The organism is Pseudalkalibacillus berkeleyi, assembly GCF_021608225.1.
In the GTDB taxonomy this organism is placed as follows: domain Bacteria; phylum Bacillota; class Bacilli; order Bacillales; family Fictibacillaceae; genus Pseudalkalibacillus; species Pseudalkalibacillus berkeleyi.
Window position 1 is genome coordinate 1,940,449 of the sequence record NZ_JAKIJS010000001.1, and the last position, 14,465, is coordinate 1,954,913.

At 39.1% G+C, this 14,465-nt stretch carries 11 protein-coding genes and 1 other annotated feature; of the genes, 2 read left to right on the forward strand and 9 right to left on the reverse strand.

Annotated features, from left to right (window positions below):
- Nucleotides 1–32 precede the first annotated feature (32 nt).
- Nucleotides 33–410, forward strand: a complete 378-nt coding sequence (locus L2716_RS10270; protein ID WP_236334267.1) for a type II secretion system protein — start codon at nt 33–35, stop codon at nt 408–410.
- Nucleotide 411: 1 nt separating this feature from the next.
- The gene (locus L2716_RS10275; protein ID WP_236334269.1) at nt 412–897 is read left to right on the forward strand and encodes a PulJ/GspJ family protein; all 486 of its coding nucleotides are present in this window, start codon (nt 412–414) and stop codon (nt 895–897) included.
- Here the strand turns inward: L2716_RS10275 and L2716_RS10280 are convergent.
- The 9 genes from L2716_RS10280 to hemB form a co-directional block, all read right to left on the reverse strand.
- Entirely contained in the window at nt 883–2,001 is a 1,119-nt protein-coding gene (locus tag L2716_RS10280) for a hypothetical protein (protein ID WP_236334271.1), read from the reverse strand. The genes L2716_RS10275 and L2716_RS10280 overlap by 15 nt on opposite strands.
- A gap of 308 nt (nt 2,002–2,309) precedes the next feature.
- A complete protein-coding gene (locus tag L2716_RS10285) occupies nt 2,310–4,007 on the reverse strand; it encodes a GGDEF domain-containing protein (RefSeq protein ID WP_236334273.1) in 1,698 nt (565 codons plus the stop codon).
- 97 nt (nt 4,008–4,104) lie between these two features.
- A complete protein-coding gene (locus L2716_RS10290; RefSeq protein WP_236334275.1) occupies nt 4,105–5,403 on the reverse strand; it encodes a bifunctional folylpolyglutamate synthase/dihydrofolate synthase in 1,299 nt (432 codons plus the stop codon).
- 62 nt (nt 5,404–5,465) lie between these two features.
- A complete protein-coding gene (locus L2716_RS10295) occupies nt 5,466–8,108 on the reverse strand; it encodes a valine--tRNA ligase (protein ID WP_236334277.1) in 2,643 nt (880 codons plus the stop codon).
- Between the two features lie 141 nt (nt 8,109–8,249).
- Nucleotides 8,250–8,477 (reverse strand) — a binding site (T-box leader).
- Between the two features lie 463 nt (nt 8,478–8,940).
- The gene (locus L2716_RS10300) at nt 8,941–9,951 is read right to left on the reverse strand and encodes a protein kinase family protein (protein ID WP_236334279.1); all 1,011 of its coding nucleotides are present in this window, start codon (nt 9,949–9,951) and stop codon (nt 8,941–8,943) included.
- Nucleotides 9,948–10,859 (reverse strand): hypothetical protein, encoded by a 912-nt coding sequence (locus tag L2716_RS10305; RefSeq protein WP_236334281.1) that lies wholly within the window; start codon nt 10,857–10,859, stop codon nt 9,948–9,950. The genes L2716_RS10300 and L2716_RS10305 overlap by 4 nt, the downstream gene beginning before the upstream one ends.
- A 12-nt stretch (nt 10,860–10,871) precedes the next feature.
- The gene (gene spoVID, locus L2716_RS10310; RefSeq protein WP_236334283.1) at nt 10,872–11,972 is read right to left on the reverse strand and encodes a stage VI sporulation protein D; all 1,101 of its coding nucleotides are present in this window, start codon (nt 11,970–11,972) and stop codon (nt 10,872–10,874) included.
- 185 nt (nt 11,973–12,157) lie between these two features.
- Nucleotides 12,158–13,468 carry a glutamate-1-semialdehyde 2,1-aminomutase gene (gene hemL / locus L2716_RS10315; RefSeq protein WP_236334285.1) on the reverse strand — a complete coding sequence of 437 codons (1,311 nt, stop codon included), beginning with the start codon at nt 13,466–13,468 and terminating at the stop codon, nt 12,158–12,160.
- An 18-nt stretch (nt 13,469–13,486) separates the two neighbouring features.
- Complete coding sequence (hemB, locus tag L2716_RS10320; RefSeq protein WP_236334287.1) at nt 13,487–14,464, reverse strand: porphobilinogen synthase; 978 nt, start codon at nt 14,462–14,464, stop codon at nt 13,487–13,489.
- Nucleotide 14,465: the final 1 nt, after the last annotated feature.

Below are 14,465 nucleotides of genomic sequence, written 5' to 3' on the forward strand. Positions count from 1 at the left end.
TTAATTATGAAGAAAGTAGTTGAAAAATGATGATGAAAAATCAAAAGGGCATGTCTTTAATTGAAGTCTTAGTTACCATTGTCATTATAGGGATCGTATTCACCCTCATCTCACAAACCACCAGCTACGTTACAACTGCTACTCAACTACATGACCGGAAAGCAGAAGCGATCTCGATAGCTGAAAGAACATTAAACGAAGCGCTTGAGAACAAACCAAAAGACAACTTTGCAACGAGCGAAGGACCATATTCTGTGAAAGGGTATGTTAAATCCAAGCCTGGAACGATTAATCAGTCGAACAAAGTGGTTCTTTCTGGTATCTATATTGATAAAAAAGATAAAGGCGGACTTGAACTAGAGTCACTCGAACAAGTAATCATTACAGTAGTCGTATCATGGGGGAATTGATATGAAGAATGAAAAGGGCATTACTTTAATAGAACTATTGGCGACTATTACAATATTTTCTATGATTGTCGGTGTGTCATACAGTATGATTACATATGTCCAAGGTTCATGGATTCATACAAAAGGAATCACTCAAACAGAATCGAAAGTCCAGGAATTGCAAACCGTTTTAACAAGGGAACTCTCGTCACCTTTAGAAATAACCTTTTCAGGTCACTCCCTAACTTTCAAGCAAAGGGAAGGGAAAACAATTAATCTAAAATTGAACGGTAATACACTAACACTAGAAAAAGACGGGACAGTAAATCATTCTTTTTCTTTACCTGTAAACAAAATCGAGTTTCACAATGAAAAAGATAGCGCAATTGCAACGCTATCTGAGGGTATTGGATATTTGAAGATCTATTATTCTAAAACCGGACTTAAATCCAAACAAGAGAATCTCACTTTAACAATTAATGTGTATGAAGGATCAGTTATTAAATAAGACAGGCTTCTTAATAGTAGTCCCTTTGAAGGTATTGTTTAGATCTACCAAGATCTTTCCACTCGTTACCTTTGATGGGATTACTTTTTTGTTGTTCCCTTGCGTAAATTCCCATCCAGCAAATAAGTATATATCCCTTTTTGAAATCATTGTTGAATTGATTACTGTTACATCCCCATTTGGTGCCTGAACGATAAGATTTCTTCTTGCACTGTTTCCGATAGTTTCTAGTGTTGTGTCATTCATAATGATATTCCCATGCTTAGAATGTACGAGGATGTTGTATGGATAATTTTGTTTTTTATCTTTACCATTTCCATCATCACAATCATCGTCATCTTTCTTTTTCTGCTTCTTTTTTTCTTTATCATCGTCTTCTTCTTCGCAATCATCTTCGTCGTCATTATCTTTTATAGCACCTTCGCCATTCCATTCAGCCTGGATTTTATATCCACCTTTAAAGTTGATATTTCCATTTGCCACAATTTCAATTTTGGAATCTCTATGGTACTCATTGCTACCATCATTTACATCAAAGATCGTAATGTCACCATAATAAGGAGTACCTTTTATGTAGGTATCAAAAGGAACAAATCGCTCATCCTGATGTAAATAGACGTGTTGCCCAGGTCCTAGACCAGTTGTCGTAAGGAGCTTCATTTCATGTTCCGTGTAAAAAGACTCTCCAGGATCTTTTTGATGATTACCATTTTTATCTCCAGATACACCTTGAATGACCAACGTGTACTCACCTGAATACGTTGAGAATTTGTCGAAGGTCAACTTTTTCCCGTTTTTATCAAGGACATGATGATATAAATTGTGAGAACCCCTTGAACTTGAAAGAATTTCTAAAGGTTTATTAAGTAAGTTGGAATTTGAGAGTAAATATTTCACTTGTTCTTGAGGACTTAAGTTTTCAAAGGATTCCATCGCACTGACTGCGATGTTGACCGCTTGCTTTTGATGGACGATTCTGGCGTCGTTTAACAATAACTTGTTATACATAGAATATGATGCTGGTATTAAGAGGCCAATTACCATAATGACCATCAAGACAATGACTAAGACACCACCTTGATTAGATCTTACTATACTCTTCATACTAACCCCCTCAATATTTATGTACCTATTCTTATTATCTAGTAAAATGTTCCTGTTGAAAAGGAAAAATTTTCAGAAATCGACAAAAAATCCTTGTTCGTCTTAGGGGATTAAGAAACTTGGAGATGAATCCTAGTTTCATGAGGCTATTGCCGTTAGAAAGAAGTCCAATTCTTTCTCCGGAGTTGCAAGCAATTTACAGGGTTCTTCCACTCTTACGTTTCACTTCCCCGAATCTCCTTCCTCTCCGTTCCTTTTCATCCACACAAAAAAGACCAAGCAGATTTTCATTCTGCTTGGTCCTTAACCTATCCGATATAGCTTGCTACTTTATTTCTTCCTTTTTGTTTGGCTCCTGTGTACATGGCGCGGTCAGCGTTTCGTATAAGAGTTAGTGGATCTTCACCTTGTTCCGGTGCTGTTGCGACGCCTATACTGACGGTTATGTTAATCGCTTTGTTTCTATAATCACCTAAGTCATTTTTAATCGTGAAGGTGTTCAATGATATATCTTCTCTAATTGCCTCTGCTAACTCCAAAGTGTCAGAGTGTGCAAGATCTTCTAATAGAATGACAAATTCTTCACCGCCATATCTTGCCACAGTACCATTATCGCCAATGATTTGCACAAGGCGATCGGCGACCTGACAAAGCACAACGTTACCAGCTTGGTGACCGAAGGTATCGTTTACCTTTTTGAAATGGTCGATATCAAGTAAGATCAATGAAAATGGTTTTCTGCTCTGTTTATGATTCACATACATTTCTGAGAGCACGTCTTCAAAATATCGGTAATTATATAAATTCGTAAGATGACATCGTTCACTTTTATGCTTAGTCGCTTCATAGTTCTTTGCTTTCTCAATAGCAACTGCCAAGTAGTTTGAAATAATTTCTAAGATCATCTCATGCGATTTTTCATATGCTCTTTTTTGAGTCGAAATAAACGTAATAACGCCAACGACTTCTTGATTTCGATACATGGGTACAGATAGGACAGATTGTGCTGAAAGCGGCATAAAACCACGTGAGAATTTACGCCATTGATGTCGTCTTTCAAATCTTAAGCTATTGCCACTTTCCCAAACCTTACCACTGATGCCTTCGCCTTTTACCAATCCTGAGATTTGAATCGTAGGTACTTTTTTAGATTCATACCTTCTTATTACGTTCAGGTTTTCTCCATCATTAATATCAAGTATGTATGCATAGTCTACTTTTAACATTTTCGTCATACGCGCGAGATAAATATCTAAGATTTCATCAACATTTAGGCTCTCTGTCAATTCTTGTCCAATTTTACTCGTAAACTTTAGAAGGTGATTGATCTTTTGGCTAGAATGATACAGCCGCAAAATTAACGAGATCACTACGAATGGCAGGCCGACAAAAAGAATGGCTGCTGTTCCTAATTGAGAGTATAGAATGAAGAAGGTGATCCCTACTGGTAGGATAATTAATTCCATGAGAAGTTCCCAAAGAAAATCCTTTGCGAACAATGAACTCTTCTCTTTATATATTTCATTTCGTAGAAAATATAAGATGATGTGATTCGTTAAAATGGCTGTAATAGAGTAGCCAATAACAGGAATGAGTGCTGGGTACTCATTCATACCGAGGCCGCCAATTTCTCCTCCTAATAAGTAATAGACTATCGCTGCGTTCGCAGAAACTACCATAAACATGATGGAGCTCGTACCAAGTCGATATAATGGATACCTTAGCTTCATAATAGAAATCGCAATCGTAATCTGAACGAGAACAAGCTCTACCAATAAACCAAAATGTAAAAACACTGCCAGGGAAATACCTTGTATGAATGAAATGTTTGTGCCCATGATTTGAATAGGAAAAAGAGCTACGACGACCATAAGCAACAACATGCCGAAGATATCGAACCAATATCCGTCCAAGGAGGGAATGGAAAAAGTAGAAAATGCCCAGAGGACTATACCCCATGATGCCAAACAAATGATTGCCAATATACGTTTAGCATTCTGACTCATCCACAGCCCCCCTTTCAAATCACTTTGTGACTAACGTACTACTTTTCCTATTCATATTTTAACAAACAATTCTAAAAATTGTCACCAAGAATTTACTTTATTTTTTATTTTTCAAAAAATTTCGTACTGTTGAAATAAAATAAAGTGATCCAGTGATGACTAGGACAGTATTTTCATCCATTTTTTCTCTTTCTAATCGAATCGCCTTTTCAAAATTTTCCTCTAGGTCTTTCTTCTTAAAAGTACATACATCATAAAGTGATTCGGCAGAACTAGCTCTATGAAAACGAAACGATGTAAATGTAATATGATCAATCGTATCGTATAATGTTGATAACATTTCTTCTATTGGTTTATCTTTCAGCGCACTAAAAATCAACCGCTTATTCTTGTTCGGATAATGTGATTTTAAAGTAGCTTTTAAACTTTCAATTCCTTCTTTATTATGTGCGCCATCAACAATGATCAATGGATTCTCACTCATTGTTTCGAATCTTCCTGGCCATGATGCTTGTTTAAGACCATTTGAAATATCATTCTGTGAAATCCTGAATTCGTTATGCTCAATTAACTTTTCTATTAATAGTACAGCGAGCGACGCATTTTTCACTTGATGCTCCCCGCTCATTTTAAGTTGAAGACTCTCATATAAGTGTCTAGTTGTTTGTAATGTGAATTGCTCCCCTTGTTCCAGTGCCATATGATTGAAGATTGAACAAGCTTGATCTAGCTTTGTCAACTCAACGTTTTTTACACTCGCTTGTTCTTCAATGACTTGTAGTGCTTCCTCTTGTTCAACGCCCGTTACCATCGGAATGTTTTTCTTCATTATCCCGCTTTTTTCAAATGCGATTTCAGCTAGCGTTTCACCTAATATAGCAGTATGATCATAACCGATTGTTGTAATTGCGGTTAAAATTGGCTGAATGACATTCGTAGAATCAAAACGCCCCCCTAGTCCTGTTTCAAATATGATAATGTCAGGATTTTGATGTCTAGCAAAATAAACCATCGACAATACCGTAACAACTTCAAACTCAGTTGGTGTGCCAAATTCAGTTGCAGCTACTTTTTCAACAATGGGTCTTACTTCATTTGCAACCGCGACTAACTCTTGATCTGGAATGGGTACACCGTTCATCGAAATCCGTTCATTAAATTGTTCTATATAAGGTGAAGTAAAGGTTCCAACAGTGTATCCAGCCTCTTGTAGCACACATCGCATATATGTGAGCGTTGAGCCTTTCCCATTTGTTCCTGCAATATGGACGGAGGTCAGTTCCTTTTCAGGATTTCCTAGTTCTTCAAGCATTTTTTCCATGCGGGATAGTCCAGGCTTCATCCCAAAAGCGAGCAACTCATGTATCCAGTGCAATGTTTCTTCGTATGTTTTCATATTAAAAACTCCTATGTACTATGAAGAAGACGAATCTGATTCGATTCGTCTCCTCATAATATCTAATTCTTCAATTCTTTAATTCGTTCTTCAACCTTCTGACGGTTATCAAGATACATTTGTTCCTTTGCACGTTCTTCTTCAACAACCTTTTCAGGGGCTTTCTTAACGAATCCTTCATTATTTAACTTCTTCTGAACACGATCTACTTCTGAATTCCACTTTTTATATTCGTTTTCTAATCGTTTAATTTCCTCTTCAATATCGATTAGTCCTTCTAATGGAAGGAAGATTTCTACTCCACTTACAACTGAAGTCATCGCTTTATCAGGTGCTTCGATATCAAGTGCCAAAGTTAACGGTTCTGGGTTACAGAAACGATCCAAGTAGGTTCGATTCGTTTCCAGCTGTTTCAATGTTTCTTGATCTCGGGGCTTTAATTGAATTTCAATTGGCTTACTAGGTGGTACATTCATTTCAGAGCGTGTATTACGAACGGATCGTATGATCTCAGTTAGCAATTTCATTTCTTTTGCAGACTCAACAAAGTGAAGGTCTTCTCGTTTTTCAGGCCAAGAAGCAACTGTAATGGATTCACCTTCATGTGGAATGTGCTGCCAAATTTCCTCAGTGATGAAAGGCATGAATGGATGCAACAATCGCATCGTTTGATCAAGTACATATGCGAGCACAGATCTTGTCGTCTTCTTTTGTGCTTCATCTTCTCCATATAAAGGAAGCTTAGCCATTTCAATGTACCAATCACAGAAATCATCCCATATGAAGTTGTATAAGGTACGCCCAACTTCACCGAATTCATAAGCATCAATCAGCTTTGTAACCGATTCGATCGTTTCATTCAAACGAGTTAAAATCCATTTATCAGCGAGTGATTTTTCTCCGGTTAAATCGATTTCATCGTACGTCATACCGTCCATGTTCATAAGTGCAAAGCGGGACGCATTCCAAATCTTGTTTCCGAAGTTCCAAGTTGATTCTACTTTTTCCCAGTGGAATCTTAAATCGTTCCCAGGCGCACTACCTGTTGATAAGAAATAACGAAGTGAATCTGCTCCGTATTTATCGATGACATCCATAGGATCGACACCGTTTCCAAGCGATTTACTCATCTTCTGACCTTCAGCGTCACGAACAAGTCCATGCATTAATACATCTTTAAATGGACGTTCGTCTGTAAACTCCAGTCCTTGGAATACCATACGTGCTACCCAGAAGAAAATAATATCATAACCTGTTACGAGTAGATCTGTTGGATAATATCGCTTTAAGTCCTCAGACGTTTTATCAGGCCAACCCATTGTAGAAAACGGCCATAACGCTGAACTAAACCATGTATCGAGAACATCTTCATCTTGTTCCCAGTTCTCTGGGTCAGACGGCTCTGTACGTCCTACATAAATCTCACCAGTTTCTTTATGGTACCATGCTGGAACTCGATGGCCCCACCATAATTGACGACTAATACACCAGTCACGTATATTTTCAATCCAGTTCAAGTAGGTCTTATTAAACCGCTCAGGGACGAAGTTGACTTTGTCATCGCCTTTTTGTAGTTCAATCGCACGATCTGCAAGAGGTTGCATTTTAACGAACCATTGCGTTGAAAGGTACGGCTCAACTATTGCACCACTACGTTCTGAATGTCCTACATTGTGCATGTGTTCTTCAATTTCAAATAATACACCTTGCTCTTGGAGATCTTTGATGATCTGTTTACGACAGGCGAAACGATCCATCCCTTTATAAGGACCAGCAGAATCATTCATCGTGCCGTCTTCATTCATGACTAAAATACGTTCAAGACTATGACGGTTACCGATTTCAAAGTCATTCGGGTCATGTGCAGGTGTAATTTTTACAGCCCCAGAACCAAATTCCATGTCTACATAATCATCCGCTACGATCTCAATTTCACGGTCCGTAATTGGGAGCTTAACTTTCTTCCCGATCATATGTTGATAGCGTTCATCATCAGGATGTACCGCAACTGCTGTATCACCGAGCATCGTTTCTGGACGAGTCGTAGCAATCTCGATATGTCCACTTCCATCAACAAGTGGATATCTCATATGATAAAGCGCACCTTGAACGTCCTTGTATATGACTTCGATATCTGATAAAGCTGTTTTCGTTTGTGGATCCCAGTTAATGATGTATTCGCCGCGGTAGATCAGACCTTTTTCATATAACGTGACAAATACTTCTCGAACAGCACTTGAAAGTCCATCGTCAAGTGTAAACCGCTCTCTTGAATAGTCGAGAGACAATCCAATCTTTGACCATTGTTTACGGATGAATTCCGCATATTCGTGCTTCCATTCCCATGATTTCTCTAGGAATTTCTCACGTCCTAGTTCGTATCGATTTGTTCCTTCTTCTTTTAGTTTACCTTCAACTTTCGCTTGCGTGGCAATCCCCGCATGATCCATTCCAGGTAACCACAATGCATCATAGCCTTGCATACGTTTTGTGCGAATCATGATATCTTGTAACGTTGTATCCCAAGCATGACCTAAGTGAAGTTTCCCTGTTACGTTCGGTGGTGGGATAACGATTGTGTATGGCTTTTTACCCTCTCCACCTTTTGCTTCAAAAAACTTTCCATCTAACCAATATTGATACCATTTCGCTTCCGTTTGTTGCGGATCATACTTTGTTGGCATCGAAATTTCCTGCTTAGACATGGAATCTCCTCCTCTATTATGAATGATTGATTAATGATGTAAGTGATGATTTACAAAATACGGCAACCTGAATCAACATGTAACTTTATACCTTGTGTTTTTGAAAAAAGCTCATAAAACTAAAAAAACCTCTTTCCATCCTCAAAGGACGAAAGAAGTTCGCGGTACCACCTTTGTTTGTAGTCCAAATTATACGAAACTACACAACTCATCAACGATAACGGATTTGACTCCGACTTCTCCTACTATATCATTTCAGAGAAATTGCTCCTGGGCGACATTCAATTGCTACATCCTAAGGAATCTTTCAGCTAATGATTCCTCTCTCTAAAGGGGTTACAATTTACTCTTCCCAATCACGGCCTAATATTTTAATTTTATTATTCAATATAAGTACTATCTAGTTTACTTATGAAATTTATTGTAGTCAATAGGCTTTCCACTTTTTTTGATTTTTAAACAAAAATGGGCACCATTTATGGGCTTCTGTCATAGCTTATAGAAACCTATTGCATAGAAAGGAGCAACATGATGAGGAGAAGGCGGGGTTTTGACAAGAATCGATTCCACTTTCATTTGCGTCAGTTTCGTGCAATTTGTGCGCAATTCGTCTTTCCATTGCTCATATTTCAAGGCATACGTACAATTTTATTTCCATCCCCGTTTGACATTTTCCTCGTTGTCTTACTATTAGGCATTCACTTGGCGATTTATTATGAGTTCTGGTGATCAGAAACGAAAATAGCTGACTCTTTAGAAGAGCCAGCACCTCCAGTAAGGTTGATTTTCAGTTTTACAAGAGCTGATTGGAGGCGCTGGTTAGTTTGATCCATTACTCTTGTTCCGGTATTGCTTCTTGCAGAAATCGATCTGCAAATCGATCTAATGCTTTCATGACATTCAATTTTCGGTCCAATTTGCGGACAAGGTCCAGTTGAGACGTACTTGGAGAACCTTGATACGTTTGGATTGTAGAAAATACAGGCTCAGGGAATTTCAAGTAACTAGCGAGTAAAACCTTTTCTTCTATTAGAAGAGGTAGATGGCTCTCATATCGGTTCAGCCATTCTAATGCGGAATACTCACTCCACTCTGGATATTGTGCTGCTGCTCTAAAGAAATAGGCTAGATCTCGAACTGGCGTATCCAAAATCGCCCGTTCAAAATTAATAAAGTTCCCTTCACCAAATTGGTCTTGAACAACATGCCCTCGGAATGGACGACCGTGGCATAGTACGCTTCGATACCGTTTATTCTGTTCACAGGTTGAGTACCATTCATTCACCTTATGTTTCGCCTCTTCAGCTATTCGCATCATTTTATGAAATTGAGATAAATAACGAAGTTCAAAAGGTGAAATGTAGGTTTGCCTTTCAGCTAGCTCTGTGAATCTTTCCATTTCAAGCTGTCGTTGTTCGAAACGCTTTAATAATCCGGTGTAAGAATCTTTAACTACATCTTCTGAAAAAGTTTGGGCCTTGACAGTATTTGCATGCAGTTTTCCGAGTTCATCTATAATGAATTCCTCATATGCAAAATCATTTCTACCATCATGCTCATACCACTTCGTTACATAATAGTAACGATTGTTCACCACTACATAAGGATCCCCATATTTGGTTGGCGTAATCGGCACAACATGATCATACGTTAACTCATGCAACCGTTCCATACAATGGAGAAACCAAGTCATTTGTTCAGGTCCCATATCTGTTTCTTTTAATGCATACGTTCCTTTTCGAGTGGTGATTTTCTGTACCTTTCCATATGCTTCAACCTTATCAGGGAATAAATCATAATAGTAGAGAATGAGACCGTCGATTGAAATAGATGATGCCCTCATGTGATCACCTTCTTTGAGCGATGATCGATCCAATGACACACTTCTTCAACAAGGGTCCGATTCGCTTCCCACTCTCGTTCAAATTGATCGAGCGTTGCACTAGTGGTATTCGTTTCACCAGACTCTAATCGTTGAATACACCGTTGTACTTCTCTCGGCGCAATAAGTTCTGCAGCTAAGAGCTGATCATATCCTCCCTCAATAGGGAACGTTTCGTGAATTGAGTCTAGTAATTTATAAAGGGATTGGGTATCCGTTGAAATTCTCCAATCTGAAAGCAATTCACATAACCCTTGAAGTCCTCTTTGCGGCTCACCTTCTCCACCTTGCCAAAAAAATCGACCATGCACACGTTTACCTTGGTGTGTCATGAGTGTTGATTCTAGGTAAGGTATTTTCAGGTGACGATAACGGCTTCTTATATTATCAAATGTCGTTAACCTTTTCCTTGCCTCAGGTATACTCCTGTTTAATAAAGGGAGATTCAAATCAGTCCTATGCAAACCAAAAGACCGATACAACTCATCTCTCGATTCTTGAACATGTTCTTGGTTATCACTCATCTGGTTGATACTATTGGTAAGTAACCTACCGATCAGGAACCCCCAATTTTGTTCATATCCATTCTTCGGAAATGGTTCATACCTTTCATCATGAAGAGTGAGAAAGCTTCCCTCGTATGGCAAATGCCATTTACCTCTACGTGTTCTAATCATTCTATCCGTTAATAGATCATTACTTTCAAGTTGTTCTCTCCAATGGAAATGCCAATTCATTAATTGTTCGCTTGACCAAATTCGTAATCGCTTCGTTCCCGAATCTGTTTCCATTACTTCATTTTTCTGTTTCCATCGGAGAGGTTTTAACGCGTAATTTTCTTCAATAAGCTCCAATATATCCATACTCATCGCGCCACCATCCTAACGAGGAGCCGATACTGGAATATATAAAATTTGTCCCTCTTCAATTTCTTCACTCTCTAACCGATTCACACGCATGAGATGACTCGCTGGCACATCGTATTTTCCGGCGATCGTATCTAATGAATCTCCAGCTTGCGTGATGCACATTTTCATTTTTGTAAGAACTTCCTCATCTCTTGTGACCATACTGGTTAGATAAAGTGCATTTTCTTCACGCTGTGGACGATTGCTGTTATCCGATTCGCTTGAATCATCGTCCTCTTCGTACTCTTCGTACTCATAATCGTCCTCTTCATAACTGTATTCTTCTTCGTATTCCTCTTCCACGTAGTTTTGATTTTCTGATGAGTACATTTCATCTCTATACGGTTGTTGAGGTGGTTGTTGGTATTCAGGACCCCTCATATAATTAACGGAAAACTCTTCAGAAGCTCTTTGATCCTCAGTTCTTCCTGAGAATCCCACTTGCGGTTCTCGTCTAGGAGCTTGATACTCTGTCTCCTCTACCTTTTCTGCTTGACCGTAAGATTGTGGTGCTCTTCTTGACTCAAATTCTAGAATTGGGAATGGATTTGCATTTTCTTCTGAGAAGTCATATTGACTTTCTTCCTCTACCATTACTTCCTCAGACGCATATGAGTCCGCATACGTCTCTTCATCTTGATTTTCGTAAACGCCAGATACACAAATTGAAGCAGATACTTCTATGCATGACGGAGTAGGCAGATCATAATCGAATTGTTCTACAGCAACATAAAGCTCATCAGCATTTTGAACTCGACTTTTCGGTAACGTGATATCAACTGGGAATCGGTGATCTAACTTTACTGTCTCCTCTTGCATGTCCTCTAGTTGCGAAAATGATCGATAGCTTAATGGATTTACAGAGTTTGATTCTTCTGGTTGATCCTCACTTTTATAACTGTACTCGCCAGTTAAACATAAATAACCTTTAATGCACACCTGATCTTCCGTTTCCTCAATCGTTACATTTGGATCAAGCGCAATGTTATAAAGCTCATCAACCTCCTGTCCCTTATTGAGCCAAACTGATTCCTCTATTGAAAATTGTAGCTTAGACGGATTGCGTTCTGTCAAAGCAAACTCCCCCTCTCAACACAATTATTCCTGTACAATACAGATGTATGTATGAGAGCTGATTTTATACCTAAAGAAAACTTGGCAAAACTACTGCCTCCTAAAAAATCCTCCTCTCTTTACTTATCAAAAAAGGGAGCATGGCTATCGCCAAACTCCCAAAAGTTGTATTGATTGTGCAAAACTTATTTTTGAAGCATGTCAGCTACAGCTTTAAATGCATGGTGACTGGCTTCAATAGTTTTTTCTATATCTTCATCTGTATGTTTTGTAGATAAGAACAACCCTTCATATTGAGATGGTGGTACGGAAATCCCTTGCTCGATCATCGTTTGGAAATATGTCGTAAAAGCTTCTAGGTTTGAAGAACTTGCTGTTTCATAGTTCACGACTTCACGATCTGTGAAGAAGAAGCCAACCATCGACCCAGCTCGATTAATGTGGTGCGGAATGCCGTATTTTGAAGCAGCTTCAGATAGACCTTCTGCTAACCGTTCTGCTTTTCTATTGAATTCATCATAAGATTCTTCAGAAAGCTGACGTAATGTTTCGTAACCCGCAGTCATTGCAAGAGGGTTCCCAGATAAAGTACCTGCTTGATAAATCGGTCCACTTGGTGCGATTTGATCCATAATCTCTTTCTTCCCACCATAGGCACCTACTGGTAGTCCGCCACCGATGACCTTTCCGAGACAAGTTAAATCTGGAGTGACATCATAATGACCTTGAGCACATTGGTAGCCGACACGGAAACCAGTCATCACTTCATCAAAGATCAGAAGTGAACCATGTTTCGTAGTGATTTCTCGTACAAACTCAAGGAATCCGTCATTAGGTGGCACAACACCCATATTTCCGGCTACCGGCTCCATAATTAAACCTGCGATGTCATCTCCATATTGTTCAAAAGCATAACGAATACTTTCTTCGTCATTATAAGGAACGGTTATCGTATTCATCGCAATGGACTCCGGTACCCCTGGACTATCCGGTAATCCTAGAGTTGCTACTCCTGAACCCGCTTTTATTAACAATGAATCTCCGTGACCATGATAACATCCTTCAAATTTAAGGATTTTATTACGTCCCGTATATCCTCTTGCCAAGCGTAGCGCGCTCATCGTTGCTTCAGTTCCCGAATTAACCATTCGGACAACCTCAATTGAAGGGACTCGCTCAATTACTAATTCTGCAAGCTTCGTCTCCATTTCATGAGGTGCACCAAAGCTAGTCCCTAATTCTGTTGTCTTCTTAAGAGATTCAACGACTTGATCATCAGCATGACCAAGAATGAGTGGTCCCCAACTTAGGACGTAGTCAATATACTCGTTTCCATCTAAGTCATAAATTTTTGATCCTTTTCCGCGGTTCATGTAAATCGGATCCATGTTCACCGAGTTAAATGCACGAACAGGACTGTTTACGCCTCCTGGCATTAACGGTGTTGCCTTTGAGAAAGCTTCCTTTGATTTGTCAAATGAACGATTTGTCATCATTACACCCTTCCTATCTCATTATCTTTCGTCAATATAACGCGCTGCATCCTTTGCAAAATAAGTAATAATTAAGTCTGAACCAGCTCGCTTCATTCCAATCAGCTTTTCCATTACGATCGATTTCTCGTCTACCCAACCATTTAATGCAGCAGCTTTAATCATCGAATACTCACCACTTACATTATAAGCAACGAGAGGCAGTGGGAAGCGATCCTTTATTTCTCTTATAATGTCTAGATAAGCAAGTGCAGGTTTGACCATTAAGAAGTCAGCACCTTCATCATAATCAGATTGCGCCTCACGGATTGCCTCTAATCGATTCGAAGGATCCATTTGATAAGTTTTTCGATCACCAAACTGAGGAGAACCTTGAGCTGCATCTCGGAATGGACCATAGAATGCAGATGCATATTTCACTGCGTAGGACATAATAGGTATATCCTGATACCCAGCTTCATCTAGTCCCGCACGGATAGCCGCTACAAATCCGTCCATCATATTAGAAGGAGCAATGATATCTGCTCCTGCCTTCGCTTGTGATACTGCAGTTTGTGCTAATAACGTTAATGATTCATCGTTCAATACATCACCCTCATGAATGACACCGCAATGTCCATGGTCTGTGTACTGACATAAACACGTATCTGCAATAACGGTTAGCTGCGGGTAATTTTCTTTAACAAATGCAATCGTTTGTTGAATAACCCCTTCTTCCGCATACGCAGAAGTCCCCTTCTCATCCTTGTCCTTCGGAACACCGAATACGATGATGGATTGAATACCTAATCCAACAATCTCATCTAACTCTTCATCTAATCGATCTAAAGAATATTGATAAATGCCCGGCATTGAAGGTACTTCCTTCTTCACGTCCTTACCCTCGATGATAAATAATGGATAGATAAGATCTTCTTTATGTAGTGCTGTCTCTCTCACAAGTGCTCTCATGCTGTCTGAGTTTCTCAAACGGCGATGGCGTTGAAATATATTGTTCAAT